24 protein-coding genes are annotated in these 25511 nt (G+C 70.7%); 12 read left to right on the forward strand and 12 right to left on the reverse strand.

Annotated elements, in window-relative coordinates:
- Positions 1-153 precede the first annotated feature (153 nt).
- The 9 genes from pstS to fumC all read left to right on the forward strand — a co-directional run bounded on the left by pstS (position 154) and on the right by fumC (position 8586).
- Complete coding sequence (gene pstS / locus D3273_RS01865; protein WP_129222902.1) at positions 154-1203, forward strand: phosphate ABC transporter substrate-binding protein PstS; 1050 nt, start codon at positions 154-156, stop codon at positions 1201-1203.
- 215 nt (positions 1204-1418) lie between these two features.
- Entirely contained in the window at positions 1419-2414 is a 996-nt protein-coding gene (gene pstC / locus D3273_RS01870; protein ID WP_129222904.1) for a phosphate ABC transporter permease subunit PstC, read from the forward strand.
- Between the two features lie 4 nt (positions 2415-2418).
- Entirely contained in the window at positions 2419-3261 is an 843-nt protein-coding gene (gene pstA, locus D3273_RS01875) for a phosphate ABC transporter permease PstA (RefSeq protein WP_129222906.1), read from the forward strand.
- Positions 3262-3271: 10 nt separating this feature from the next.
- Positions 3272-4090 (forward strand): phosphate ABC transporter ATP-binding protein PstB, encoded by an 819-nt coding sequence (pstB, locus tag D3273_RS01880; protein WP_129222908.1) that lies wholly within the window; start codon positions 3272-3274, stop codon positions 4088-4090.
- 26 nt (positions 4091-4116) lie between these two features.
- Complete coding sequence (gene phoU, locus D3273_RS01885) at positions 4117-4842, forward strand: phosphate signaling complex protein PhoU (RefSeq protein ID WP_129222910.1); 726 nt, start codon at positions 4117-4119, stop codon at positions 4840-4842.
- Between the two features lie 65 nt (positions 4843-4907).
- The gene (phoB, locus tag D3273_RS01890) at positions 4908-5651 is read left to right on the forward strand and encodes a phosphate regulon transcriptional regulator PhoB (protein WP_129222912.1); all 744 of its coding nucleotides are present in this window, start codon (positions 4908-4910) and stop codon (positions 5649-5651) included.
- A gap of 205 nt (positions 5652-5856) precedes the next feature.
- The gene (locus D3273_RS01895) at positions 5857-6021 is read left to right on the forward strand and encodes a Flp family type IVb pilin (RefSeq protein ID WP_129222914.1); all 165 of its coding nucleotides are present in this window, start codon (positions 5857-5859) and stop codon (positions 6019-6021) included.
- A 202-nt stretch (positions 6022-6223) separates the two neighbouring features.
- Complete coding sequence (locus D3273_RS01900) at positions 6224-7042, forward strand: tetratricopeptide repeat protein (protein ID WP_129222916.1); 819 nt, start codon at positions 6224-6226, stop codon at positions 7040-7042.
- Between the two features lie 131 nt (positions 7043-7173).
- On the forward strand, positions 7174-8586 hold the full coding sequence (gene fumC / locus D3273_RS01905) for a class II fumarate hydratase (RefSeq protein ID WP_129222918.1): 1413 nt from the start codon (positions 7174-7176) through the stop codon (positions 8584-8586).
- Positions 8587-8639: 53 nt separating this feature from the next.
- On the opposite strand, the gene D3273_RS01910 is transcribed toward fumC, so the two are convergent.
- From D3273_RS01910 to D3273_RS01930, 5 genes are all read right to left on the reverse strand, one after another.
- Entirely contained in the window at positions 8640-9617 is a 978-nt protein-coding gene (locus D3273_RS01910; protein ID WP_129222920.1) for a type II secretion system F family protein, read from the reverse strand.
- A 20-nt stretch (positions 9618-9637) separates the two neighbouring features.
- Entirely contained in the window at positions 9638-10627 is a 990-nt protein-coding gene (locus tag D3273_RS01915) for a type II secretion system F family protein (protein ID WP_129222922.1), read from the reverse strand.
- Positions 10627-12054, reverse strand: a complete 1428-nt coding sequence (locus D3273_RS01920) for a TadA family conjugal transfer-associated ATPase (protein ID WP_129222924.1) — start codon at positions 12052-12054, stop codon at positions 10627-10629. The genes D3273_RS01915 and D3273_RS01920 overlap by 1 nt, the downstream gene beginning before the upstream one ends.
- A 174-nt stretch (positions 12055-12228) precedes the next feature.
- Complete coding sequence (locus tag D3273_RS01925) at positions 12229-12870, reverse strand: cysteine hydrolase family protein (protein ID WP_129222926.1); 642 nt, start codon at positions 12868-12870, stop codon at positions 12229-12231.
- A 171-nt stretch (positions 12871-13041) separates the two neighbouring features.
- Complete coding sequence (locus D3273_RS01930) at positions 13042-14430, reverse strand: aminotransferase-like domain-containing protein (RefSeq protein ID WP_245500932.1); 1389 nt, start codon at positions 14428-14430, stop codon at positions 13042-13044.
- Between the two features lie 153 nt (positions 14431-14583).
- Here D3273_RS01930 and D3273_RS01935 point away from each other — a divergent pair, with 153 nt between their 5' ends.
- Entirely contained in the window at positions 14584-15444 is an 861-nt protein-coding gene (locus D3273_RS01935) for a DMT family transporter (RefSeq protein ID WP_129222928.1), read from the forward strand.
- Positions 15445-15487: 43 nt separating this feature from the next.
- Here the strand turns inward: D3273_RS01935 and puhE are convergent, their stop codons facing one another.
- The 7 genes from puhE to D3273_RS01970 form a co-directional block, all read right to left on the reverse strand.
- Complete coding sequence (gene puhE / locus D3273_RS01940; protein WP_129222929.1) at positions 15488-17362, reverse strand: putative photosynthetic complex assembly protein PuhE; 1875 nt, start codon at positions 17360-17362, stop codon at positions 15488-15490.
- A 302-nt stretch (positions 17363-17664) separates the two neighbouring features.
- Complete coding sequence (locus D3273_RS01945; RefSeq protein ID WP_129222931.1) at positions 17665-18918, reverse strand: CpaE/TadZ family protein; 1254 nt, start codon at positions 18916-18918, stop codon at positions 17665-17667.
- Positions 18915-19679 (reverse strand): CpaD family pilus assembly protein, encoded by a 765-nt coding sequence (locus tag D3273_RS01950; protein WP_129222933.1) that lies wholly within the window; start codon positions 19677-19679, stop codon positions 18915-18917. The genes D3273_RS01945 and D3273_RS01950 overlap by 4 nt, the downstream gene beginning before the upstream one ends.
- 53 nt (positions 19680-19732) lie before the next feature.
- Positions 19733-21265 carry a type II and III secretion system protein family protein gene (locus tag D3273_RS01955; RefSeq protein ID WP_129222935.1) on the reverse strand — a complete coding sequence of 511 codons (1533 nt, stop codon included), beginning with the start codon at positions 21263-21265 and terminating at the stop codon, positions 19733-19735.
- Positions 21262-22074, reverse strand: coding sequence for a Flp pilus assembly protein CpaB (gene cpaB / locus D3273_RS01960; protein ID WP_129222936.1), 813 nt, complete (start codon positions 22072-22074; stop codon positions 21262-21264). The genes D3273_RS01955 and cpaB overlap by 4 nt, the downstream gene beginning before the upstream one ends.
- Positions 22075-22756: 682 nt before the next feature.
- Positions 22757-23260, reverse strand: a complete 504-nt coding sequence (locus D3273_RS01965) for an A24 family peptidase (RefSeq protein ID WP_129222938.1) — start codon at positions 23258-23260, stop codon at positions 22757-22759.
- A 108-nt stretch (positions 23261-23368) separates the two neighbouring features.
- The gene (locus D3273_RS01970; RefSeq protein WP_129222940.1) at positions 23369-23545 is read right to left on the reverse strand and encodes a Flp family type IVb pilin; all 177 of its coding nucleotides are present in this window, start codon (positions 23543-23545) and stop codon (positions 23369-23371) included.
- Between the two features lie 333 nt (positions 23546-23878).
- Between D3273_RS01970 and D3273_RS01975 the strand changes: the two genes are divergently transcribed.
- Both D3273_RS01975 and D3273_RS01980 read left to right on the forward strand, forming a co-directional pair.
- Positions 23879-24316, forward strand: a complete 438-nt coding sequence (locus D3273_RS01975; RefSeq protein WP_165359335.1) for a pilus assembly protein N-terminal domain-containing protein — start codon at positions 23879-23881, stop codon at positions 24314-24316.
- Positions 24313-25509 carry a glycosyltransferase family 87 protein gene (locus D3273_RS01980; protein WP_129222944.1) on the forward strand — a complete coding sequence of 399 codons (1197 nt, stop codon included), beginning with the start codon at positions 24313-24315 and terminating at the stop codon, positions 25507-25509. Before D3273_RS01975 ends, D3273_RS01980 begins: the two co-directional genes overlap by 4 nt.
- Positions 25510-25511 lie beyond the last annotated feature (2 nt).

Raw genomic sequence — 25511 nt, forward strand, 5'->3', positions numbered from 1 at the left:
GAGCCTGCACAGACATTTGCACTGTCATAATCCCGTCAGCCGCTTGTCGTAAAACCAACTCGCGTTTCGGCTACGACTTCGGCCGCCATCGCCGGGGCGACCACGCCCGCGCGACGGGACGAGACCTGTTCGACGACAGAACCAAGGCGGATCATGACCATGAAACTCATCGCACGCGCGGCCCTCGCCGCCACCGTGCTGGGCGCCGGCGCCGCTTCGGCCCGCGCCGCCGACATTTCCGGCGCCGGCTCGACCTTCATCTACCCGGTCTTCGCCAAGTGGGCCGATACCTACAAGAAGGACACCGGCACGGGCATCAACTACCAGTCGATCGGCTCGGGCGGCGGCATCAAGCAGATCAAGGCCAACACGGTCACGTTCGGTGCCACGGACGCGCCGCTGGCCGAGAAGGACCTGAACGACGCCGGCCTCGTCCAGTGGCCGATGATCATGGGCGGCATCGTGCCGGTCGTGAACCTCGACGGCGTCAAGGCCGGCGACATCACCCTCGACGGCCCGACCCTCGCCAAGCTGTTCATGGGCGAGATCAACACCTGGAACGATCCCGCGATCGCCAAGCTCAACCCCGGCATGAAGCTGCCCGAGACCGCGGTCGTGGTGGTGCATCGCTCCGACGGTTCGGGCACGACCTTCAACTTCACCGACTACCTGTCGAAGGTGTCCGCGGACTGGAAGGGCAAGGTCGGCGAGAACACCGCGGTCGAATGGCCCGTCGGCCTCGGCGCCAAGGGCAACGAGGGCGTGGCCCAGAACGTCGGCAACACCAAGGGCGCGGTCGGCTACGTCGAATACGCCTACGCCAAGCAGAACAACCTCGTGTCCACCAAGATGGTGAACCACGACGGCAAGGCCGTCGCGCCCGCCATGGACACCTTCTCGTCGGCCGCCGCCAACGCCGATTGGGAACACGCCCCCGGCTTCTACCAGATCCTGACCGACCAGCCGGGCGCGCAGTCCTGGCCGATCACGGCCTCCACCTTCGTGGTGATGCACAAGGAGCCCAAGGACGCCGCGGCCTCGGCCGAAGCCCTGAAGTTCTTCTCCTGGGCCTTCAAGAACGGCACGAAGGAGGCCGAGGCCCTCGACTACATCCCGATCCCGCCGAAGGTCGTGACGCTGATCGACGCCAAGGTGAACGGGTCCATCATGGCCGGCGGCAAGCCCGTCTACGACATGAAGTGAGCGGGACGGGCGTCCAGCCCCGACCGCCGATCCCCGCGGGCCGCGGCCCATGGGGATCTTGACCGGCCCGTCGTCCGAGGGCCGCCACCCCGGACGCGCGCCGGGCCGGACTGCCCCGTGCAGGACGGCCGGCCCGCGTCCGGCTCCCCGCCCCGGATCCCCGCCTCCGCGGGGGTGGGCGGCGGGGGACCACGTCGCCCCACCGAGGATCTTCAATGGCCGACATCACGATGCGGGACCGGCCCGCGCGCCGCAGTGTCGATGCGGGACGCGCGGCCGTGCTGTCGCGCTTCCGCACCGTCGATTCCATCTTCGCGGGAATGACCCTCGGCGCGGCCCTGCTGGTGCTGGTGCTGCTGGGCGGCGTCATCGTTTCGCTGGTGATCGGCTCGATGCCGGCCTTCCGGGCTTTCGGCCTGCGCTTCCTGTACACGGAGGTGTGGAACCCCAACGACGACGTCTACGGGGCGCTCGGCGCCATCTACGGCACGGTCGTCACCTCCGTCATCGCCATGGTGATCGCCATCCCGGTCGGGATCGGCATCGCCGTCTTCCTGACAGAACTCTGCCCCTTCGCGCTGCGCAAGCCGATCGGCATGGCGATCGAGCTGCTCGCCGGCATCCCCAGCATCATCTACGGCATCTGGGGCCTGTTCATCTTCGCGCCATTCCTGCAGACCCACGTGGAGCCGGCGCTGATCGCCGTGCTGGGGCCCATCCCGGTGCTGGGCGCCCTGTTCCAGGGCCCCCCCTACGGCATCGGCGTGCTGACCGCCGGCATCATCCTCGGCATCATGGTGCTGCCGTTCATCTCCTCCGTGTCGCGCGACGTGTTCCAAACCGTGCCGCCTGTGCTGAAGGAGGCGGGCTACGGCCTCGGCTGCACCACCTGGGAGGTGATGAAGAACATCGTCATCCCGTTCTCCCGCACGGGCGTGATCGGCGGGGTGATGCTGGCGCTCGGCCGCGCGCTCGGGGAAACCATGGCGGTCACCTTCGTGATCGGCAACGCGCACCGGATCTCCTCGTCGATCCTGCTGCCCGGCACCACCATATCGGCCGCCATCGCCAACGAGTTCACCGAAGCGGTCGGCGACCTGTACACCTCGTCGCTGATCGAGCTCGGCCTCATCCTGTTCGTCATCACCTTCATCGTGCTGGCGATCGCGCGCTACATGCTGCTGCGCATCCAGCGCCGCGCCGGAGCCTGATCCCATGGCGGTCTATTCGCGGAAGCGGCGCATCGAGAACGGCGTGTTCCTCGCCCTGTCCTTCGGCGCGGCGGCGCTCGGGCTGGTCGCCCTCGTGTTCATCCTCGCCGCGCTGCTGTGGAACGGCGTCGCGGGGCTGAAGCCGAGCGTGTTCACGCAGATGACGCCGCCCCCGGGCTCCGCCGGCGGCCTGCTCAACGCCATCTACGGCTCGGTGGTGATGACGGTGCTCGGCCTCGCCATCGGGGCGCCGGTCGGGCTGCTCGCCGGCACCTACATGGCCGAGCACGGCCGCTACGCGAAGCTCACCGTCGTGGTGCGCTTCCTCAACGACATCCTGTTGTCGGCGCCGTCCATCATCATCGGCCTCTTCGTGTACGAGGTGGTGGTGACGCGCCTCGGCCACTTCTCGGGCTATGCGGGCGCCCTCGCGCTCGCCATGCTGGTGATCCCCGTCGTGGCCCGCACCACGGAGGACATGCTGCTTCTCGTGCCGAACACGCTGCGCGAGGCGGCCTCCGCCATGGGGCTGCCGCGCTCGCACGTGGTGTGGAAGGTCGCCTATGCGGCAGCCCGGCCCGGCATCGTCACGGGCCTGCTGCTCGCCTTCGCCCGCATCTCCGGCGAAACCGCGCCGCTGCTGTTCACCGCGTTGAACAACCAGTTCTGGACCACCGACATCTCCGGCCCGACCGCCAGCCTGCCGACCGTGATCTTCCAGTTCGCGCTGTCGCCCTACAAGGATTGGCAGCAGCTCGCCTGGACCGGCGCCCTCATCATCACCGCCACCGTGCTGCTGCTGAGCATCGCGGCCCGTTCTCTCGGCTCCACACGAACTGCGAAATGAGGACCGCGACATGACCCACGATGCCGAGCCCGTCACCACCGCGGCCCCGCCGCGCCCGGCCGCCGACCAGGACCGCGCCAACAAGATCGCGGTGCGCGACCTCAAGTTCTTCTACGGCGACACGCTCGCCCTCAAGGGCGTGTCGCTGAACCTCGAGGCCAACAAGGTCACGGCCTTCATCGGCCCCTCGGGCTGCGGCAAGTCGACCCTTCTGCGCGTGCTGAACCGGATGTACGACCTGTATCCGCGCCAGCGCGCGGAAGGGCAGGTCCTGCTCGACGGCGAGAACATCCTCGACCCGAAGACGGACCTCAACCTGCTGCGCGCCCGCATCGGCATGGTGTTCCAGAAGCCGACGCCCTTCCCCATGTCGATCTACGACAACATCGCCTTCGGCATCAAACTCTACGAGAAGGTGTCGAAGTCGGAGCTCGACGGCCGCGTCGAGACGGCGCTGAAGGGCTCGGCCCTGTGGCCAGAGGTGAAGGACAAGCTGGGCGCCAGCGGGCTCAGCCTGTCGGGCGGCCAGCAGCAGCGCTTGTGCATCGCCCGCACGGTGGCGCTGAAGCCGGACGTGATCCTGCTCGACGAACCCTGCTCGGCGCTCGACCCGATCTCGACCGCCCGCGTCGAGGAGCTGATCGACGAGCTGAAGGGCCAGTACACGATCGCCATCGTGACCCACAACATGCAGCAGGCGGCCCGCTGCTCGGACTACACGGCGTTCATGTACCTCGGCGAGCTCGTGGAGTTCGCCGACACGCATCACATCTTCACGTCGCCGACGCAGAAGCAGACCCAGCAATACATCACCGGGCGATTCGGCTGAGGCCGAGTCGAGAAGGACCTCGCGCCATGGCCCAGCACACCGTCACCTCCTACGACCAGGAACTCGAGTCCCTCGGCCGCAAGATCGCCGAGATGGGCGGCATCGCCGAGAAGATGCTGTCCGACGCCATGGACGCGCTGTCGGGGCTCGACGTCGATCTCGCGCAGTCGGTCGTGATCAGCGACGGGCGGCTCGACCTCCTGCAGCGGGACGTCGAGGCCGCCTCGATCATGACGATCGCGCGCCGCCAACCCATGGCGGTCGACCTGCGCGAGATCGTCGCGGCGATCCGGGTGTCGGGCGACCTTGAGCGCGTCGGCGACCTCGCCAAGAACATCGCCAAGCGCGCCATCCTCATCGCCGGCGAACAGCGGGTGCCCCGCGCCGTGATCGGCCTGCGCCACATGAACGAGCTCGCCGCCAACCAGCTGAAGGACGTGCTCGACGCCTATGCGGAGCGGGACGTCGAGCGCGCCCAGGCGGTCTGGACGCGCGACGCCGAACTCGACGCGCTGGAGAACTCGATCTTCCGGGACCTCCTCACCCACATGATGGAAGACCCGCGCAACATCTCCTTCTGCACGCATCTGCTGTTCTGCTCGAAGAACATCGAGCGGGTCGGCGACCACACCACCAACATCGCCGAAACGGTCTTCTACCTCGTCACCGGCGGCACGATGCCGCTCGACCGCCCGAAGGCGAGGCCCGGGGCGAGCCTGGCGGCGCCGGTCGAGGCGCAGGACGAGCCCTGACGCGCCGGACCCGTCCACGAAGCGCCCGCCGGACCGCGGCGGCGCGCCCTTCGGGAGTGTGAAAGATGAACGTGATGCGCAGCGCGCCCGCCAAGGCGCCACCGGGCGGGACCGCCCCCCACATCCTCGTGGTCGAGGACGAGCAGGCGCTGGGCACGCTCCTGGCCTACAACCTCGAGGCGGAGGGCTTTTCCGTCGAGCGGGCGGAGCGCGGCGACGAGGCCGAGTTGCGCCTCAACGAAGCCGTCCCCGACCTGGTGATCCTGGACTGGATGCTGCCGGGCGTGTCGGGGCTGGAAATCTGCCGGCGCCTGCGCGCGCGGGAAGCGACGCGCACGCTGCCCGTCATCATGCTGACGGCGCGGGGCGAGGAAGCCGAGCGGGTGCGGGGGCTCTCGGTCGGGGCCGACGACTACGTGGTGAAGCCCTTCTCGGTGCCGGAGCTGATGGCGCGGGTGCGCTCGCTGCTGCGGCGGTCGCGGCCCGAGCGGGTGGCGAGCCGGCTGTCCGCCGGGGACCTCGACCTCGACCGCGAAACCCGCCGCGTGCGCCGCGGCGTGCGCGACATCCACCTCGGCCCGACGGAGTTCCGCCTGCTCGACTACCTGATGGAGCGCCCCGGCCGGGTCTTCTCGCGCTCCCAGCTGCTCGACGGGGTGTGGGGCCAGGCGGTGGAGATCGACGAGCGCACGGTGGACGTCCACGTCGGGCGGCTGCGCAAGTCCCTGTCCCGCGGCCGCGAGCGCGACCCGATCCGCACCGTGCGGGGCGCGGGCTACAGCTTCGACGAAACGTTCGGGAAGGCGTGAACCCGACTCCCCAGGACGCTCGGCGGGCCGGAAGAGTCGGGGACCGGCTGCGGGTAGGATCCCGGCAGGAAAGATGCGGAGCCCGTCGGCGCGGGCGCCCCGGGCCGGACCGCGGAGGGCGGAGCGACCAGCCATATCATCCCGGCCTCATTCTCGCGTGCCACGGTGGCGAACGGTGCGGGGCTTCGCATCGCCGAGGTGCCGCATGGGTCCGCTGTTTCGACGATTTCTGGCCGATCGGTCGGGGGGCTCGGCCATCGAACATGGCCTCATCGTCGCCATGATCGCCTGTGCTCTCATCGGCACGCTGCAGAACATGGGCGTGCAGCTCAAGGCCAATTTCGGGAAGATCGCCGCGGCCCTGAAGTGACCGGGTCGACACGGGCCGGCGTCGGGCCGAGGCCATGTCCCCGCCCACGCGCTGCGGCCCGACCGCGGACCGTCGCGCCGGCGGAGCCCGTCGGCGCGGGCGCCCGCAAGGCGCTCCCGGCGCGGTTAACCGAGCGTTAAGTTCGGCGGCCTATCGCCGTCCCATCGGGGGATCGCCCCGATCCGGACCAGAAGGCCCCGCCATGCCGAGATATGCCGCGCCGCAGCGCCCCGCGAACCTCCGCGCCGCGGGCTTGGCTGTGGCGGCCGGGCTGGCCCTGTCGCTCGGCGGCTGCGTGACGGGCGGCGACGCGACGGGAGCCATCGCGGCGACCGCCCCCCTGCCCGACGATCCGGCGGCGCTGCGCGCCTATGCGGCCACTTGGCAGCGCAACCACGAGGCGGCGCCGGACGACGCCGGCGCGACGATCGCCTACGCGCGGGCGCTGCGCGGGCTGACCCAATATGCCCAGGCGACGGCCGTGCTCGAGGCCGCCGCGGCCCACCATCCGACCGACACGGCGCTGCTCGCCGCCTACGGCAAGGCGCTGTCGGACGCCGGCCGGCCGCGCGAAGCCATGGCGGTGCTGGAACGGGCGCATACGCCCGACCGCCCGGACTGGTCGGTGCTGTCGGCCCAGGGGACGGTGGCCGACCAGCTCGGCGACCACGCGGGCGCGGTGAACTATTACGACGCCGCGCTGAAGCTCAGGCCGGGCGAGCCCGCCGTCCTGTCCAACCTCGGATTGTCCTACGCCCTGGCGAAGGACCTGCCCAGGGCCGAGGAGGTCATGCGGCTCGCCGCCGCCGACCCCAGGGCCGACGCGCGGGTGCGCCAGAACTACGCCTTGGTGCTGTCCCTCGGGGGCAAGTACAAGCAGGCGGAGGGCGTCGCCGCCACGGACCTGTCGCCGGCCGACGCCGCCGCCAGCGTCGAGGCCATCCGGCAGACCATCGCCGAAGACCCGCGCTGGCGGGGCGTGCGGGGCGGCCCCGGGCCGGCGAAGCCCCCCGCCGGCTGACGGAGGCCCATGCCACGCCGGCGGGTGGGCGCGGCACCGGCACCGGCGCGCCGTCTGGATCGCGGGGCCCCGAACGGCTACACGGCATCGTCGAATCCGCGCTTCGCGCTTTCCCCGAAAGGCCGCCCGCCATGACCGCCACCGACAGCACCCTGCGCATCGAGCGCGACTCCCTCGGCGAGGTGCCGGTCCCCGCCGACCACCTGTGGGGCGCGCAGACGCAGCGCTCGGCGACCTTCTTCCCCATCGGCGTCGACCGTTTCGCCTGGGGCCGCCCGGTGATCCGGGCACTCGGGGTGCTGAAGAAATGCGCCGCCCTCGCCAACGGCGAGCTCGGGCAGCTTCCCCGGGACAAGGTCGACATGATCGCCGCCGCCGCCCAGGAGGTGATCGACGGCCGTCACGACGGCGAGTTCCCGCTCGTGGTGTTCCAGACGGGCTCGGGCACGCAGAGCAACATGAACGCCAACGAGGTGATCGCCAACCTCGCCATCCGGACGGCCGGCGGCGTCCTCGGCTCGAAGAAGCCCATCAACCCCAACGACGACGTCAACCGCGGCCAATCCTCCAACGACGCCTTCCCGACCGCGATGCACATCGCCATCGTCGAGGAGATCGAGGCGCGGCTCGTGCCGGCCGTGACGGCGCTGCGCGACACCTTCGCCGAAAAGGCCGCGAAGGGCGCGGACGTGATCCTGGTCGGCCGCACCCACCTCCAGGACGCGACGCCGATCACCCTGGAGCAGGTGTTCTCGGGCTGGATCGCCCAGCTCGAGGAAGCGCTCGACGGCGTGCGCCGCTCGCTGCCCGGGCTCTACGCCCTGGCGCTCGGCGGCACCGCGGTCGGCACGGGCATCAACACGCATCCGCGCTTCGGCGAAGTGGCGGCGGCGATGATCGCCGCGGAAACCGGACACCCCTTCGTCACAGCGCCCAACAAATTCGCCGCCCTGTCGGCCCACGACGCCGTCGTGGCGGCCTCGGGCGCGCTGCGGGTGCTGGCGGGCGCGTGCATGAAGATCGCCAACGACGTGCGCTGGTACGCCAGCGGCCCGCGCGCCGGCTTCGCCGAACTGACGATCCCCGAGAACGAGCCCGGCTCCTCCATCATGCCGGGCAAGATCAACCCGACGCAATGCGAGGCCCTCACCATGGTGGCCGTGCAGGTGTTCGGCAACGACCATGCGGTGGCCTTCGCGGGATCGCAGGGGAACTTCCAGCTCAACGTGTTCAAGCCGGTGATGCTGCACAACATCCTGGAATCGGTCGCATTGCTGTCGGACGGGCTGCACGCCTTCAACAGCTTCTGCGCGGTCGGCATCGAGCCCAACATCCGCAGGATCAAGCAGAACCTGGATGGCTCTCTGATGCTGGTGACGGCGCTGAACCCGCATATCGGCTACGAGAAGTCCGCCAAGATCTCGCTGAAGGCCTATCGGGACGACATGACGCTGCGCGACGCCGCGGTGGCGCTCGGCGTGGCCGGCGAGGACTTCGACGCCTGGGTGCGCCCCGCCGACATGACGAAGCCGCTCGCCGATTGAGCGGCCTCCACCCCCGCCCCGTCACGGGGCGGGGGAACCCGCCGGCCGGCCGCTCACTTCATCACGCCGATGATCTGGACGGCTGCGGGCGTGCCGATGATGATGAAGAGGACCGGAAGAAAGAACAGGATCATCGGCACCGTCAGCTTGGGCGGAAGCGAGGCGGCCTTCTTCTCGGCCTCCATCATGCGGACGTCGCGGCCCTCCTGAGACAGGACGCGCAGCGCCGCCCCGAGCGGCGTCCCGTACTTCTCCGACTGGATCAGCACGGTCGACAGCGACCGGACGATCTCGAGCCCCGTCCGTTTGGCGAAGTTCTCGAAAGCGACGCGCCGGTCCGGCAGGTAGGACATTTCCGCCATGGTGAGCGTCATCTCCTCCGCCATGGGCACGGACTGCACGCCGATCTCGGACGCGACCTTGCGCCCGGCGTGTTCGAGCGACATCCCGGATTCGATGCAGATCAGCAGCAGGTCGAGGGTGTCCGGGAAGGCCTGCCGGACCGACTTCTGCCGCTTGCTCGTGGTGTTGGACAGGAAGATCTCCGGCGCCTTGATGCCCGCATAGGCGCCGGCGAGGCAGATCCCGCCCTTGAACGCGAAGGCCATGTCGGGATTGCCGATCGCCACGACGTAGCCCAGGGCGATCAGGAAAAAGACCGCCGGCGACACCAGGCGAAAGAACAGGAAGGTGACCTCCGCGCCCTGCCCGCGGAAGCCCGCCATGGCGAGCTTCATCTTGCTCCCCTCGGTGCCGAGCCATTTCGAGGCGCTGAAGCCGTCGACGATGCGCGCCATGAAGGGCTTGGCCTCCGGACGCAGGTTGGCCTTGCCGGTCTTCGCCATCCTGTCGCGCTCTCGCGCCCGGATGCGCTCGCGCTCGGAGGACACCTGCTTCATCCGCCGTCCGAGCGTGTCGGTCTCGAGCAGCGGCATCACCAGCGTCAGGATCGTGGCTGCGGCCGCGACCGCGGCGAGCAGGCTGGTGACGAAGTGTCGGTCCGACAGCCGGACATACAGGATCTCGATCATCGTTTGACGTCCGCCGGCCTTCAAATGTCGAAATTGATCATCTTCTTCATCACGACGATGCCGATGCTCATCCAGCAGGCGCCGGCCGCGACCATCATCTGCCCGATCGAGGTCGTCCAAAGCACGGAAATGTAGTCGGGCGACATCAACCACACCAGCGTGCCGACGATGAACGGCAAGCTGCCGATGATGCCGGCCGAAGCCTTGGCTTCCGACGAGATGGCCTTGACCTTGGCCTTCATCTTCTTGCGGTCGCGGATCACGCGCGACAGGTTGCCCAGCGCTTCGGTGAGATTGCCGCCGGCCTTGGCCTGGATGGAGATCACGATGGCGAAGAAGTTGGTTTCGGTGATGGGCACGCGCTCCGCCATGCGCTCCACCGCTTCGCCGATGCCGAGGCCCATGGTCTGCGCCTCGACGACGCGCCGGAACTCCGAGCGCAGCGGCTCCGGCGATTCCGTCGCGATCACGCGCAGGCAGTCGCCGAGCGGCAGGCCCGCCTTCACGCCGCGGATCACGATGTCGACGGCGTTGGGGAACTCGTTGGCGAAACTGGCGAGCCGCCTCTTCTTCTTGAAGCCGAGGAACCAGGACGGCAGGCCGAAGCCGCCGACCAGCACGCCCACCCCCGCGACCGCCAGGCTGTCCTGCACGACGAGGAGCACCAGCCCGATCAGGACCGCCAGCCCCGCCGAAACGGAAAGGTAGGTCTTGCGGCTCCACTCGAGGCCGGCCTGCTGGATGCGGATCTCCAGGGTCGCCTTCCTCGCCTTCCCGCGGTTTTCGACCTCCTTCATGCTGTCGGCGACCTGCTTGCGCCGGCTCGCCGCGTCGACCACGCGATCGACGCCCACGCGCTTGGCACGGGGCGTCGCCACCGCCTGGCGGCGCTTCTCGGCCTTGATGTCGCCGGACAGGTACGGGCTCGCCACGAAGAACACGCAGCCGAGCGCCGCGATCCCGAGCCCGTAGGCGATGGCCGTGTTCCCATCCAGGGCCGGCAGGGGCATCACAGCAGCGATCCGTCCTTGAGGTCGGCGCGGTCGAGCGCGGCGGCGAGGCGCTCCTCCTCGCCGTAGTAGCGGGCGCGCTCCATGAAGCGCGGCTGGCCGATGCCGGTGGACCGATGGCGGCCCTTCAGCTTGCCCTGCGCGTCCTCGCCGAGGATGTCGTAGAGGATGACGTCCTGGGTGATGATGACGTCGCCCTCGAGCCCCAGCACCTCCGTCACGTGGGTGATGCGGCGCGAGCCGTCGCGCAGGCGCGTCGCCTGGATGATGACGTCGACGGAGGTGACGATCATCTCGCGGATGGTCTTCGACGGCAGCGAGAAGCCCCCCATGGTGATCATGGATTCCAGGCGGCTCAGCGCTTCGCGCGGCGAGTTGGCGTGGAGCGTCCCCATGGAGCCGTCGTGGCCGGTGTTCATCGCCTGGAGAAGGTCGAAGGCTTCGGGGCCGCGCACCTCGCCGACGATGATCCGCTCGGGCCGCATGCGCAGGCAGTTGCGCACGAGGTCGCGCATCGTGATGGCGCCCGTCCCTTCGAGGTTCGGCGGCCGCGTTTCAAGCCGGACCGTGTGGGGCTGCTGAAGCTGCAGCTCGGCGGCGTCCTCGCAGGTGATCACCCGCTCGTCGAGCTCGATGTAGTTGGTGAGGCAGTTCAGGAGCGTGGTCTTGCCCGAGCCCGTGCCGCCGGAGATCAGGACGTTGCAGCGGACCTTGCCGATGATCTTCAGCACCTCGGCGCCGTCGGGCGAAATGGCGCCGAACTTGACGAGCTGATCCAGGGTCAGCTTGTCCTTCTTGAACTTGCGGATGGTGAGGGCAGGCCCGTCGATGGCGAGGGGCGGGGCGATGACGTTGACGCGGGAGCCGTCCATCAGGCGCGCGTCGCAGATGGGCGAGGACTCGTCGACGCGGCGCCCCACCTGGCTGACGATGCGCTGGCAGATGTTCATCAGCTGCGCGTTGTCGCGGAAGCGGATGTTGGTGAGCTGGATCTTGCCGGCGACCTCGATGTAGGTCTTGGCGGCGCCGTTGACCATGATGTCGGCTATGTCGTCGCGGGCGAGCAGGGGTTCGAGCGGACCGTAGCCCAGCACGTCGTTGCAGATGTCGTCGAGCAGGTCCTCCTGCTCGGCGATCGACATCACGACGTTCTTGATCGAGATGATCTCGTTGACGATGTCGCGGATCTCTTCCCGCGCGGTTTCGGCGTCGAGCTTGGACAGCTGCGACAGGTCGATGGCCTCGATCAGGGCCGAGAAGATGGTGCTCTTCGTGAGGTAGTAGTCGTCCGAGCGGCGCGGCTCCGCCGCCGGCGGCGGCGGCGCGGCCGGGACCATCGTGGGGCGGTAGGCGGCGGCCGGCTCGGGCCGCGACGGGATCGGGGCCGCGGCGGGAGCGGCCCCCGTGGACGCGCGTCGTCCGAACATGCCTGCGAGCTTCCTTCCACGGTCCGGGCGGGGAGCCGATCGCCCGGCCCCGTGCGTCCGACAATGGGCGGGAATGGTTACCTTTTCCGAAAACAGGCCGGCGGCATGCGAGCGGGCCGCGCGGGACGACGGGCACGGACGCCTCACGGGGCCGGGATCGGCGGGCCTTCCCGGTCAGAACCCGATCGCGTCGACGCGCGTCAGCACCGTCTTCTGGGCCACGCCCGGCGCGTGGGTGAGGTGCCAGGCCACGTATTGCTCGGCATAGGGCTCGGTCGACGACATGCCGTCGACGGGCACGACGACGCGCATCCCGTGCAGCGCCGCGTCGGTGGCGGTGTCGAGCACCGCCCCTTCGGCCGCGGTTCCCACGACCACGACGGTGTCGATGCCCCGCCGCGCCAGCAGGTCGCGCAGGTCGGTGCCGATGAACTTGTCGGGCCCCGCGCGGACGACGGGATCGCCCGGCAGGGGCGCCACCCCGGCCCGGATGTCGTCGGGCCGCCCCGACGCGCTGGTGCTGTAGGCGACGAAGACGCCGCGGGCGCGGGCGGTGTCGACGAGCCGCCGGACGATCGGGACCGAGGCGAGGCAGCGGGGCTTGGTGGCGGCGTTGCAGGGGCCGCTCGCCGCGTCCTCGCGGCCGTTGAAGTCGAGCACGAGCAGGGCCGTCGCCTTCGGGTCGACCGTCACGGGCTTCAGCTCGGGCGGCGGCGGCACCGCCACGGAGGCCCAATCGTCCACGATGGTGGCCGCCGCGGCGGCCGGCGAGCAGAGGCCGGCGAGGAGCACCGCGATCGTCGAGCGTGTTCTCATGCGTCCATCCCTCCGGACAGGGCCGCAACGGGGGCAGGTTACGGGCAGGCCCCGATCCGGCGGCCCGCTCGGGCGCCGCGGCATCGCCCGTTCCGAAGACCCATGCCACCCCGGCCCGGGAAAGGATACGCCCGGCCGGCCGGTTCTGCGCCGTGACGGGGCCGGGCCCCCTCATGCCGCCGCCAGCGCCCGCGCCAGCACGGGATACACCCGCGGGTCGGACATCTGCGCCACGTTGAACCGCATCATGTCGGTCGCGGTCTGCGAAACGCTGAACACGTCGCCCGGGGCCAGGACCACGTCGTCGCGCGACGCCGCGCGGGCGGCCGCGGCGGCGTCGCGGCCGTCCGGCAGGCGGCACCACAGGGTGAAGCCGCCGCGCGGCATGAGCCAGGGCCGGATGCCGAGGTCGCACAGGCGGCCCGCCGTGTCGCGCCGGGCCTCCGACAGGCGCGTGCGCAGCGATGCGAGGTGCTTGCGATAGCTGCCGTCGGACAGGGCGCCGTGGACCAGCCCCGCCGCGACGGGGCTCGGGCCGCCGAAGCTCGTCGCCACCTGGAGGTCGACCAGCGCTTCGACCAGGTCGGGCTTCGCCGCGACGTAGCCGCAGCGGGTGGAGGCCGACAGGGTCTTCGAGAAGCCGCCGATGCGGATCACCCGGCCCAGGCCGTCGAGCACGGCCAGGCGCGGCGAGGGCTCCGGTTCGAGGTCGGCGAACGTGTCGTCCTCGACGACGGCGAGGTCGTGCGCGGCCGCCGCGCCCAGCAGCCTGTGGGCGGCCTGGGCCGACAGGGTCGCGCCCGTGGGGTTCTGCAGCGCGGAATTCGTCACGTAGATGCGCGGGCGATGCGCGTCCAGCGCGGCGGCGAAGAGGTCGGGATCGGGCCCGCTCGGCGTCATCGCCACGCCGACCGCCCGCGCGCCATGGGCCCGGAGGGCGGCCTGGAAGTTGAAGTAGCAGGGGTCGTCGACCAGCACGGTGTCGCCGGGTCGCAGCAGCGCGCGGCACACGAGGTCGAAGGATTGGCTGGCCGACGCGGTGAGGAGGATCGCGTCCGGCCCCGCGTCGAGCCCTTCGGCGGCGAAGCGGCGGGCTAGGAGGCGGCGCAGGTCCGCCGAGCCGCGCGCGTCGCCGTAGTCCGTCAGCACGGCATCGCCGCCCCGGGCGATCCGGCGCATCGACCGGCGCAGCGCGGCGACCGGCATCCAATCGGGCGGCAGCCAGCCGCACCCGGGCTTCGGGATCGCCGCGCCGGCGTCGAGCGACCGGCGCGACACCCAGAGCGGGTCCATCGCGGGGTCCGGCCGCGCCGCGATGGCGGCGACCGCCAGCGGAGGGTGGCCCGCGACGGTGAAGCCGGACCCCGGGCGCGACCGGATCAGGCCTTCCGCCGCCAGCCGGTCGTAGGCTTCGACGACGGTGGAAGGCGAAACGCCCATCGTGGCGGCGAAGCCGCGGATCGACGGCAGCCTGTCGCCGGCCCCGAGCGCACGCGCCGCGATGCGCCGGCGGATCGCCTCCATCACGGCCCCGGTGCGGGTCGCCGCCGCCTGATCCATCGCGCGTCCTGCCCCGACCGTGCGGCCCGTCGGACCCATACGGTTCGGTCGAACCGTATGGCACCGTGCCTGTCCTCGCCAGCCCCGCCACGCTATCGCGGGAGCCATTGCGGGCGGCCCCGCCATCGCGGGCGCCGGGGAAAGATCCACGAGATGCGGCACAAGGCGGGCGGGTGGGGCAGCGGCCTCGTGGGCGTGGCGATCTTCAGCGGCTCGCTGCCGGCGACCCGGATCGCCGTGGGCGGATTCACGCCGCTGTTCCTGACCTCCGCGCGGGCCGTGATCGCGGCGGTCCTCGGGACGGCTCTCCTCGTCGCGCTGAAGCAGAAGCGCCCGGCGCGCCGCGACCTCGGCCCCCTCGCCCTGGTGGCGCTCGGCGTCGTGGTCGGCTTCCCGCTGCTGACCGCGCTGGCGCTGCGCCACATCACGTCGGCGCGGTCCATCGTGTTCATCGGGCTGCTGCCGCTCGCCACGGCGGCCTTCGCGGTGGTGCGCGGCGGCGAGCGGCCGAAGCCCGCCTTCTGGCTCTTCTCGACGCTCGGCGCCGCCGGGGTGGCGGGTTTCGCGCTGGCGCGGGACGGCGGCGCATCCCCGGAGGGGGACCTTCTGATGGTGGCGTCGATCCTGCTCTGCGGCCTGGGCTACGCCGAAGGCGCGACGCTGTCGCGCCGCCTCGGCGGCTGGCAGGTGATCTCGTGGGCGCTGGTGCTGGCGCTGCCCCCCATGGCCGTCCTGGCGTTCGCGACCCGGCCGGGGGACTTCGGCGGCGTCGGCCTGCCGGCCTGGGCGGGGCTCGGCTACGTGTCGGTCTTCTCGATGCTGGTCGGCTTCGTGTTCTGGTATCGCGGGCTGGCGCTGGGCGGCATCGCCGGCGTGGGGCAGCTCCAGTTGCTGCAGCCGTTCTTCGGCCTGTCGCTGGCGGCGCTGCTGCTGGGCGAGCCCGTGGCGCCCGGCATGGTGGCCGTCACGGGGCTCGTGGTGCTCTGCGTCGCGGGCGCGAAGCGTTTCGCGTGACCGCCGCAGCGACGCGGGCGTGCCGGCGCCCGCATCGCGAGGGTCACTCCGCCGCGATGGCGGGCACCCCGTCGCAGCTCATGCCGGGCGCGTGGTCGGTGCAGCCGCAGCCGAGGGGGTGGAGGCCCGCCCTGGCGCTTCGGCCGTTGGCCGATCCGAAGGCGCGGTCGAGCGCCGCCGCGGTGGCGACCCGCGCGGCGTCGCGGTCGGCGCCCGGCGTGCAGGCCAGGAAAGCGTCGGCGATGCCGGCGCGGTCGAGCCCGAGCCCGATCGCCAGGGCGCGCGGCGCCTCGTCGCCCTGCGGCACGTGGGCGGCGACCGTGGCGCGGCCACCGGCCAGGTCGAACTTCACCCAGCCCTTGCCCGCGGTCGCGATGCCCTTGACGCGCATCACCTGCCCGTGCGCACCGCCCGCCAGCGCCGCCAGCGCGGCGTGCAGCCGGTCGAGGTCGAGGTCGCCGAGCAACGGCGCGCTCCAGGATTCGAGCCCCAGCGCGACCTCCTCGCGGGGCTTCGGCCGGTCGATCGCGTCCTCGCCGTCGGCCTCAGGCGCCGCCACGGGCGCGGAGCGGTCGAGGTCTGTCTTCTCGACCGGGATGCCGTAGCGGGCGGGGACCACCAGCGCGTCCGGGTTCTGCGATCGCAGGGTTTCGGCCACCATGGCGAGTTCGCCCGCCGACACGAGGTCCGTCTTGTTCAGGATGAACACGGGGGCGAGCCGCGTCTGCACGTCGAAATAGTCGGGCATCCGGACGTAGTCGGCCAGGAAAGCGCCGGCGTCGATCACCGTATACAGGCGGCGGGTCTTGATCAGAGGGGCGATCTCGGGCGTGTGCAGGGCGCGCAGCAGCGACGCCACGTCGGCCACGCCCGACGGCTCGATCAAGACGCGGTCCGGCTTCATCTCCGCCACGACCTGCTTCAGCTGTGCGGCGAGGTCGGACCGCAGCGAGCAGCAGATGCAGCCGTTGCTGAGTTCCACCACGTCGGCGCCGCGGCCTTCCAGCAGCGCGCCGTCGAGCCCGAGGGCGCCGAAATCGTTGACCAGGACGACGGTCTTCAGGGCGGGATCGGCTTCCTTCAGCTTGCGCTGCAGGAAGGTGGTCTTGCCGGCGCCGAGGAAGCCGACGACGATCTCGACCTCGAAGGGCTTCTTTTCGCCGCGGGACTTCAGCCCCGGCGACCAGATGGCGCCGGCCGGCATCGGCAGCACCAGCATCCAGTGCTCCAGGATGGCCAGCGCCATCAGCACGGTGAGGAAGGTGTAGCCGGCGCGCTCCGCCACCGTGGCGCCGTCGGCCAGCGCCGCCTTGGCGACCAGCACGGTGATGACGGTCGACACCGTCACCGACACCGGGAACAGCAGGTTCATGCTGCGCTTGCGCAGGAAGCTCTTCAAGAACTCCAGGTGCTCGGGCAGGAACTCCTCGTTGAGGTTGCGCACGCCGAAGAACACGTTGAGCTTGGCGCTCTGGTGCATCCACCACAGGACCATGAAGGTCCAGGTGCCGACCTGGTTGGCGCCGCCGGACGTGAGCCAGACGACCGCGATGGCGGCGCCGATGATGGCGAGCTCGTGGTAGAGGCTGGTCTGCACGGCGTGGACGAAATGGCCGAAGCCGCCGCAGTCCTCGCGGCAGGGCTGCTTCCGCGAGCCCGTCACGAAGCCCATGTAGAAGCTCATCTCCTGCCAGCCCCAGGCGAGGAGGCCCCAGGTGAAGGCCCAGTAAGCCCCCGCCGTGGACGTGTCGCGCGACGAGGCCGCGAGCCCGTACAGCGCCACGGCGAAGACGACCGTCGCACCGAGCATCGACCATTTGAAGGTCGGGCGCGGCAGGTTGTCGAGGTAGATGATGGCGACCGTGGACGCCCACCACACGAAGAGCGCGAAGAGCGCGGGGCCGACATAGGCGATCATGGGAGGCTCCTTCCCGGGGGGCGAGGGAGGGCGCGGGGCCTGCCCTCCGGCGCTGGTCGGCCGGCCGACCGTCGCGGGGCGCCAGGCTGCCGCCCGCCATCGCGCGGGCGCGTCCGGACCGCTCGGCCACTGCTCGTCCGCATGTCGATCGGGGACCCCGGCTCGCGCTCGTCCGCTCCAGATGCGGGCATCACCTCCCGTGTGTCAAGTTGAGTTGACAGTCCGTCAGCGAAAGCGTCCACGGGACGTGACGCCCCGGCGAACGGGAACCGGCCAGGGCGTCGCGGACCCGGCCGCCGTCCTCACGAGGCCTTCTTGCGCGCGAACCGGGCCACCAGCGGGTCGAACAGGGTTTTCCGGCCGCGGCGGGGCTCGGTCCGCCCCATCACGCCCCGGCCGATCTCGGCGAAGATTTCGGCGGTGCGCCCGCCCGCCTCGACCTCGCCGATCATCTGGCCGTTGTTCGAAGCCGTGCCGAACAGCTTGGCGTCGAAGGGCACCACGGCGCTCGGCTGCATTTCCAACGATTTCGCGAAGTCCGTCACGGCGATCTCGGGACGCTTCGGCAGGCCGACGCCGTTCAGCACGAGCCGCGGGGCGGCATCGTTGGGGCGCGCCGTCCTCAGCACGTCGATGAGGTTCTTGGCGTTGCGCAGGTTGGCGAGATCGGGGGCCGCCGCGACCACCACCTCGTCGGCACCGATCAGCGCGCGGCGGCTCCAGGCGGTCCAGCCGTGGGGCACGTCGAGCACCACCACCGGCACGGTGGCGCGCAGGATGTCGAAGAGCCCGTCGAAGGCCGTTTCGCCGAAGTCGTAGGCGCGTTCCAGCAGCGCGGGGGCGGCGAGGATCGACAGCTTGTCGGTGCATTTCGACAGCAGCCGGTCGACGAGGTTGGCGTCCAGCCGGTCGGGGGCGAAGACCGCTTCCGCGATGCCCTGCGGCGGATCCTGGTTGAAGTCGAGCCCGGCGGTGCCGTAGGGCAGGTCGAGGTCGACGATCGCCGTGGCGATGTCGAAGGAGCGCGAGATGGACCACGCGACGTTGTGGGCCAGGGTGGATGCGCCGATCCCGCCCTTCGCGCCCGCGACGGCGATCACGCGCCCGACCGGGGTGGCGGCGCCGTGGGAGTAAAGGTGCGACAGCGCGCGGACGAGGTCGAGCACGGCGAAGGGGGCGACGATGTAGTCGCTGACGCCGCGGCCGATGAGCTCGCGGTAGAGGACGATGTCGTTCAACCGCCCGATCACGACGACCTTGGTGCCGGAATCGCAATATTCGGCGAGCCTGTCGAGATGCGCCACCAGGGTATCCCGGTCGCCCGAGGTTTCGATGACGATGAGGTTCGGGGTGGGCGCGGTGCGGTAGGCCTCCACGGCCGCCGGCGCCCCGCCCATGTGGACCTTGACGTGGGCCCGGCTCATGCGCCGGTCCGCCATGGCCTCGTTCATCAGCCCGGCGATCTCCGGCGTTTCGCAGAAGGCCTGGACGGTGATGCGCGGCACCGGCGGGATGGCGGGCGCCTCGGGGCCCGGGCGGGAAGGGTCGAAGGTCATTGGCCGCTGCCGATGGGGGTGAGCTTGGATTGCGTCCAGTTCGTGCCGGGGTCCTGGCCGTTCGGGGCGCCCAACCCGCCGCGGAGGTCCTGGATGGCGCGCGTCCGCATGTAAACGTCGCCCGGCTCCTCGGCCCGGGGCCGCACGAGGTCGCGCGGGTCGTCCACCTGCGCCGCCAGGGTCTGCTGCGTGGCGCAGCCGAGGTTGGAATAGGGGCGGTTCGAGATGTCGAAGGCCGCGTCGCCCGGCCCGAGGTCCTCGGGCCAGTCGCCGCAGGGCCGCGCCGTCCCGGCCTGGAGCTCGGGAAAGCTCAGCCGCAGCACGGACGCGAGGCGCGGGTCGCCGACGCGATAGGTGCCGACCTCGATCGCCCCCGAAACGCCCGCGGCCGCCAAGCCCCGGCGCACCGCCATCAGGGTCGCATCCGCGGCGGCCGGGTCAACGCCGCCGCGCGGCACCAGCACCCGGATCCGGCCCCGCCCCTGGGCGCGGTATTCGGCCGCAAAGGTTTCGAGGTCGTGCCGCTGGCGATAGTCGAGCCGGTCGCCGGTGCCGACGAAGACGTCGAGCGAGCGCGGCCGGTCGGCCAGAACGATCGGGTGGCGCTCGTGGTAGTCGACCGGGATGGCCGAGGTCGCCACCGTCCGGTCCACGTTGGAGCAGCCTGCGAGAGCCCCCCCGAGGGCGGCCGCGGCCAGGATGGCGCCCGCGGCACGGCGGGGCGAACGGGATGTGCCGTGGGACGGCCGGTGATGGGTCATGATCGATCCCGAGGAGATGCGGGGCGCGGGAACGGCTTTCGCCGGCCGGGCCGTCAATCGTTGATGAAGCCGACGCGGCCGCGGTATTGTTTGGCCAGGGCGGGGTTGTCGGCGCGGGAATAGATCCGGTTCATCCGCCCGAGCAGGATCGCCTGGGGGTCGGTGGAATCGGTGAAGCCGTCGTCGGGCTTGCTGACCTGGTCGGGGCGCAGGCTCTTCGAGATGAAGGGCGTCACGACGATCATCAGCTCGCTCTCGTTGCGCTGGTATTGGCGGGACCGGAACAGCGCGCCCAGGATCGGCAGGTTGAAGAGGCCCGGCGTGCCGGTCAGCGTCTGCTGGCTGGTCTGCTGGACGAGGCCGGCCGACGCGATGGAGCCGCCGGACGGGAGTTCCACGGTGGTCTCGTTCTGGCGCTGGCGGAAGCCAACGATGGTGCCGCACGTTCCGGCCGTGACGCTGGTGTTGGCGTCCGGCTCCACCACCTGCGTCGAGATGTGCAGCGAGATGCGTCCGCCGGACAGCACCGTCGGGGTGAAGTTCAGCGTCACGCCGTATTGCTGCTGGATGTAGTTGCAGGTGGGCAGGCCCAGCAGCGTGGTGGCGGCCGTCGACGATTGCAGGATCGGGATGGTGCCGCCGGCCTGGAACTTCGCCGTCTCGCCCGACACCGCCGTGACGTTGGGCTCCGCGATCGTGTGGGCGACGCCGTTGCTTTCGAAGGCGCTCAGCTTGGCGCTGAGCGAGTTGCGGTTGCCGAGATAGTTCAGCGTCGCCGACGTGCCGCCCGCTCCCGTGCTGGACAGCAGCCCGTTGGTAGCCGCGGCCGCGGCGGTCGAGCGCCAGTCTCCCGTCAGGTCGACGCCGAGCTGCTTGGCGACGTCGCGCCGGACCTCGACGATCGACACCTTGAGGGTGACCTGGTCCTGCCCGCGGATGATCAGCGAGTTGATGATCCGCCCCGGCACCACGACGGGCGTCCCGGCGGACACCGACACGCTGCCCCCGCCACCGCCGCCCGCGCCACCGCTGCCCCCGGAGCCCACGGCCGTGTAGCCCGTGAAGGCCTGCGCGATGTCGAAGGCGCGCTGCGCGTCGACGGCCGACGACACGGTGCCGGTGAGGATCACCGTGTCGTCGACCGCATGGACCCGGATGTCGTCGTCGGGCAGCACGGTCTTCAGGATGCCTTCGAGCGCGCCGATGTCGCGATCGGTGACGTTGATCGACAGGACCGCGACCTGCCTTCCGTCCTTGTCCATGGCGAAGATGGTGGTGGGGCCCTTGGCCAGCGCCATGACGTAGAGGCGCCGGGCGGTGCGCACCGTGGCGTTGGCGACCTCGGGCTTGCCGACGAAGATTTCGGCCGCGTCTTCCGGCAGGTCGACGATGATCGATTTGCCGACCGGCATGGTGATGTTGTGCGTGCGCGCCCCGGGCGAAACCTTGAGGACGTTGGGGGCGGGGGTGGAGGCCGCGTCCCTCGCCCGGGGCACCAGCACGGGCGTCTGCGCGCCGGCCGGGGCGGACGCCGCGAGGAGCAGGGCCGCGACGGCGGCGCGGCGGCGGAACGGTGCGGGGGTCATCGGCCGGCATCCTCGGAGACGGTGCCGTAGCGGACGACCGACAGGCCGTGCGCGGCCTCGTGCGCCGGCGCGGCGCCCCCGGCCTGGCGCGCGTCCAGCACGGAGCGCAGCACGAGCGACAACTGGCCGGTGCGCTGGGCGTTGATCACGGCTTCGGCCTGCTGCGGGTCGAGTTCCAGCGTGGCGTTGGACCCGACCACCACGGGCTGGCCGTTCTTGTCCTGGACGTTCTGGCCGATGGCCAGGACCTTGATATTGGTCAGCAGCGTGGCGGTGGCGAAGCTGTCGCCGCCGCCCGCCGGCGCGCCGGGCTTGGGCTCCTGGCGGAAGGTGCGCACCACGTCCACCCGGTCGTTGGGCAGGATGAAGCCGCCCGCCGTCGTGGCGCCCTGGCTGTCGATGTTGATCGCCACGGCGCGCCGGCCCGACGGCAGCATCACGGCCATCAGGCCGCCGTCGCCCTTGATGAGCTTCTCGTTGCGCACCGGCTCGCCCGCGAAGATCGACGCCCGCACGGTCGCGCCCTTGAACTCCTCCATCGCCTTTCCGTCCTGGCTCCTGCGCAGCATGCCGGCCGGGATGGCGTCCTTGGGCCAGCTCTGCCACGCCATGTCGCCGTCGCCGATGCGGGTGCCGAGCGGCAGGTCCTTGGCGGCCACGAGGACGTCGTCCGTGGTGGGCGGCGGCGGGGGCGGCGGCGGCAACGCCGCGACGGGCGCGGGCGGAGGACTCGACCCGCCCGCCATCATGAAGGCGCCGGCCGCGGCGGCCAGGGCCAGAAACAGGACGATGATGCGCGACTTCTTCATGACCGGACCTGGGGCGCGCCGGGCACGGCGCGCTTCGCGAGCTGAATCAATCAGCCAAAGGTCAAGTTATGGTAAAGAAATCCTGTCGGACTCTCGGCAGGGCAGCGACGCCGCGCCTCCGGGCTCGTCGCGCCGGGGAGGGTCGGAGGCGATCTTCGGCTGACCACCTGTAACGCATCGCGGAGTTCCTGCATGGTCCGTTGAAGGCAGGCGGAGATTGTCGCCCGTCTTCCACCGAGAGCTCTATTCACCCACGGCGTCTCGCTGGACCGCATAGACTTCGTAGGGCGTATCCCCCAGGGCGAGGGGCTCGAGCCAGGGCGGGATGTTGCCGGGCGCGATGGAGGCCGCCAGGCCGGAGGGTACCGCCCGGATCTCCAGCCCGATGTCGACCGACAAGCAGGGTTGGCCGGGTGCGGCAGACGGTCGATCCGTACCCGAGTGCGGCCACAGACACGACCGGGCGCTGGGTGGAACGGGATAAGCCCCTCGCTTCTCGGTCCATGCGGGCTTCGGCACGGCCTTCCTGCCGGACGTGACGCACCCGATGCCGGCGAGAGCATCGGTATGGCCGGCGCATCGGCATCGATGATGCGACGACGATGACGGGCGCGACGGGTTCACTGCTCGGCGAGAAAACTGATCGCCGATGCGGCACCTCGCCGTTCGGCGCGACTCCGCGTCAGGTCGCTGACGACCAGATCAGGCTCTGTGGGTAGAGGGCGAGGCCGGCGACCGCCAGGGCGATCCCATAAGGCACGCCGTTGTTGGCGTCGTGGATGCGGGCGATCCAGGTGCAGGATGCCATGAAACGGGGGAGGGGCTGGCGGCGGGCGACGAGGATGGAGAATGTGAGCAGGCCCCCGAGCAGGGAAGCACTCACGCCGTAGTCCGCGATATGATCCCAACCGATCCAGAGGCTGGTCGCCGCGGCCAGCTTGGCATCGCCCCCACCGATCCACCCGAACGCGAAGAGCGCGAACGTGACGGCCAGGACGCAGAGCCCACAGGTGAGGTGATCGACGATCACGGCGTGCCATCCCACGCCGGCCAAGCCCGCGAGGACGAAAAACCCAAGCATGAGCGCCAACGACACCCGATTGGGGATGGTCATCGTCATCAGGTCGGAGATGGCCGAGTAGGCCATCAGCACCGGAAACACCGCGAGCGTGAGGAAGATCTGCATCGGGAGATCCGGCTTGCTGAGCGTGAAACGCGCCGGGAGCCCCGACGCCCCGCCGCGCGGTCGCCACTCGACGGCGACCGCGCTGCGGGACCTGACGACCAGGATCACTCAGGTCGTGGTGGCGGCACCGATCGAAGTGGCGATGATGTTGAACTTCGCCTTGAGGTTCGTGCCGAGCGTGGTCATCGCGCCGATGCAGACGACGGCGATCAGGGCGGCGATCAGACCGTATTCGATGGCGGTCGCGCCGGACTCGTCCTTCACAAAACGCTTGAGCATGTTCATCGTGACGTCTCCGTTCTGATGGTCACCGGCGGCGGCGGCTGCGCCAGTCCCGGGGTGACGCCAAGTTGCGTCACGTGGCTTGCGAAGGCGTTAATCCGGGGCGCGAAGATCGAAAGCTTCGCCGGGCGTCGCAGGGATGGTTAATCGTCGGTGTCCGGCATGGCGCGACTACGCAGCGATGGCCGGCACTGCAGCGAGCATCGCGACAAGCACCTCTTCAAGCTTTGTTGACCCTCTTGGGCGACCTTGGCATGCGCGAATCCAGAGATGAAAGGCACCACAATGCGGCTGCGGCCCGCCCCGTCGTCATCGGGCCCGATCGGTCTCGCCGCCATGGCCCTCCTGGCCATCGCGGTCCCGGCCTCAGCGGCCGAGCGGTTCGTTAACGTTCAGCTCGATCAGGCGCAGATCATGCGCTACCCGGACGCGACCGAGACGGTGGTGGTCGGCAACCCCATCGTGGTCGACGTGACGATGCTGCGCAACGCCGGCGAGATCATCCTCACCGGCAAGGGCTTCGGTGAAACCAATCTGCTGTTCCTCGACGGCAGGGGCACGTTGTTGGAGGAGGCCCGGCTCCGCGTGCGCGAGGCGCCCACCACGCTGGTCGTGCAGCATGGCGCGGACCGGCAAACCTACGCCTGCCATCCGCGCTGCCAACCGACCGTGACGTTGGGCGACAGCTCCATCTTCCTCCAACGCTCGGCGACCGACATCCAGACCCGCAATGCCCTGGCGAGCGGTGCGGCGTCGAACGGACCGGCCCGATGAGCGCCTTCTCCTCCGCTCCGATGCGGACATCGCCTCGGCGAGCACCCTGGGGGCCGGCCCTCGCTCTCTGCGCCCTCGTGGTCATCGGGCGTCTCGCCTATTTCCTCGACGACAATACGGAAGCGCCGTCCCTCATCGATTTCGACATCTTCCGGATCGCCGGGCGGCTCGCCGTCGAGGGCCACCTCGCCGACGCCTACGATTGGAGCCGGCTCAGGGACCTCGAGATCGCGCTCGGCGGCAAGCCCACGGGTTTCGGGCCCTTCGCCTATCCGCCCCCCTTCGCCCTCGCGATGGCGGGGCTGGCCCACCTTTCGACGGGTGCCGCCTATTTCGGGTTCGTGACCCTGGGCCTCGGGCTCATCGCCGCCGCGCTGCGCCGCCTCGCCCCGACCGCCTTCTGGCCGTGTTTCGCCGCACTCGTCCCCGCAGTGTGCATCAACATCGCCATCGGCCAGAACGGCATGTTGACCGGCGGGCTCGCCGGGCTCGCGACCGCCTGGGCGCTCGAACGGCGCGGGCCGGCGGCGGGCGGTGTCGCCGGCCTCCTCGCGGCCCTGAAGCCCCAGGTGGCCGTGGTTCTTCCCCTCATGCTGGTGCTCCGTGGCCAGGGTCGGGCCTTGGTCGCCATGGCGGCGGCCGGGTCCGCCCTGGCGGGCCTCGCCGTGCTGTGCTTCGGGCCGGGCATCGTCGGGATTTTCCTGGGCGGCCTCGCCGGGACGGGCGAGGCCTTGGCGGCGGGGCGCTTCCCCCTCCACAGGATGACCTCCGTCTATGCCGGGCTGCGCGCGCTGGGGCTGCCCAGCGGCGTCGCCCTCGGGTCCCACCTCGCGGCCGCAGCCCTCCTCCTGGCCGCCGCGATCCTGGTGGGACGGCGGGCGGGCGGCGGCCGGGCCGAAGCTGGCCTGCTCCTGATGACAACGGCTTTCGTGAGCCCCTACTTCTACGACTACGACCTCCCCGTCGTCGGGGCGGGCCTCGCCCTCGTCCTGGGCGCCACGACGGGCCCTCGAAAGCTGGTCGCCCTGTCGCTCGCGGGGCTCGCGGGCGCCGGAGCCGCCGGCATGATCGAGGTCATGGCGACCGATGGATACCGCCCCTCCCTCGGGGCTCTCTTCGTGCTCCTCAGCTTCGGATCGGCGCTGCAGCTGGTCCGCCGCCACGCGACCCCGGCGTCCGAAGCGCGGGCCTGACG

This window comes from Lichenibacterium minor (assembly GCF_004137685.1).
Lineage (GTDB): Bacteria > Pseudomonadota > Alphaproteobacteria > Rhizobiales > Beijerinckiaceae > Lichenihabitans > Lichenihabitans minor.

What these genes read in the sequence shown, in the direction of transcription:
- pstS (WP_129222902.1), top strand. Translation starts at nt 154, where the DNA reads ATGACCATGAAACTCATCGCACGCGCGGCCCTCGCCGCCACCGTGCTG.
- pstC (WP_129222904.1), top strand. Translation starts at nt 1,419, where the DNA reads ATGGCCGACATCACGATGCGGGACCGGCCCGCGCGCCGCAGTGTCGAT.
- pstA (WP_129222906.1), top strand. Translation starts at nt 2,419, where the DNA reads ATGGCGGTCTATTCGCGGAAGCGGCGCATCGAGAACGGCGTGTTCCTC.
- pstB (WP_129222908.1), top strand. Translation starts at nt 3,272, where the DNA reads ATGACCCACGATGCCGAGCCCGTCACCACCGCGGCCCCGCCGCGCCCG.
- phoU (WP_129222910.1), top strand. Translation starts at nt 4,117, where the DNA reads ATGGCCCAGCACACCGTCACCTCCTACGACCAGGAACTCGAGTCCCTC.
- phoB (WP_129222912.1), top strand. Translation starts at nt 4,908, where the DNA reads ATGAACGTGATGCGCAGCGCGCCCGCCAAGGCGCCACCGGGCGGGACC.
- D3273_RS01895 (WP_129222914.1), top strand. Translation starts at nt 5,857, where the DNA reads ATGGGTCCGCTGTTTCGACGATTTCTGGCCGATCGGTCGGGGGGCTCG.
- D3273_RS01900 (WP_129222916.1), top strand. Translation starts at nt 6,224, where the DNA reads ATGCCGAGATATGCCGCGCCGCAGCGCCCCGCGAACCTCCGCGCCGCG.
- fumC (WP_129222918.1), top strand. Translation starts at nt 7,174, where the DNA reads ATGACCGCCACCGACAGCACCCTGCGCATCGAGCGCGACTCCCTCGGC.
- D3273_RS01910 (WP_129222920.1), bottom strand. Translation starts at nt 9,617, where the DNA reads ATGATCGAGATCCTGTATGTCCGGCTGTCGGACCGACACTTCGTCACC.
- D3273_RS01915 (WP_129222922.1), bottom strand. Translation starts at nt 10,627, where the DNA reads ATGCCCCTGCCGGCCCTGGATGGGAACACGGCCATCGCCTACGGGCTC.
- D3273_RS01920 (WP_129222924.1), bottom strand. Translation starts at nt 12,054, where the DNA reads ATGTTCGGACGACGCGCGTCCACGGGGGCCGCTCCCGCCGCGGCCCCG.
- D3273_RS01925 (WP_129222926.1), bottom strand. Translation starts at nt 12,870, where the DNA reads ATGAGAACACGCTCGACGATCGCGGTGCTCCTCGCCGGCCTCTGCTCG.
- D3273_RS01930 (WP_245500932.1), bottom strand. Translation starts at nt 14,430, where the DNA reads ATGGATCAGGCGGCGGCGACCCGCACCGGGGCCGTGATGGAGGCGATC.
- D3273_RS01935 (WP_129222928.1), top strand. Translation starts at nt 14,584, where the DNA reads ATGCGGCACAAGGCGGGCGGGTGGGGCAGCGGCCTCGTGGGCGTGGCG.
- puhE (WP_129222929.1), bottom strand. Translation starts at nt 17,362, where the DNA reads ATGATCGCCTATGTCGGCCCCGCGCTCTTCGCGCTCTTCGTGTGGTGG.
- D3273_RS01945 (WP_129222931.1), bottom strand. Translation starts at nt 18,918, where the DNA reads ATGACCTTCGACCCTTCCCGCCCGGGCCCCGAGGCGCCCGCCATCCCG.
- D3273_RS01950 (WP_129222933.1), bottom strand. Translation starts at nt 19,679, where the DNA reads ATGACCCATCACCGGCCGTCCCACGGCACATCCCGTTCGCCCCGCCGT.
- D3273_RS01955 (WP_129222935.1), bottom strand. Translation starts at nt 21,265, where the DNA reads ATGACCCCCGCACCGTTCCGCCGCCGCGCCGCCGTCGCGGCCCTGCTC.
- cpaB (WP_129222936.1), bottom strand. Translation starts at nt 22,074, where the DNA reads ATGAAGAAGTCGCGCATCATCGTCCTGTTTCTGGCCCTGGCCGCCGCG.
- D3273_RS01965 (WP_129222938.1), bottom strand. Translation starts at nt 23,260, where the DNA reads ATGCAGATCTTCCTCACGCTCGCGGTGTTTCCGGTGCTGATGGCCTAC.
- D3273_RS01970 (WP_129222940.1), bottom strand. Translation starts at nt 23,545, where the DNA reads ATGAACATGCTCAAGCGTTTTGTGAAGGACGAGTCCGGCGCGACCGCC.
- D3273_RS01975 (WP_165359335.1), top strand. Translation starts at nt 23,879, where the DNA reads ATGGCCCTCCTGGCCATCGCGGTCCCGGCCTCAGCGGCCGAGCGGTTC.
- D3273_RS01980 (WP_129222944.1), top strand. Translation starts at nt 24,313, where the DNA reads ATGAGCGCCTTCTCCTCCGCTCCGATGCGGACATCGCCTCGGCGAGCA.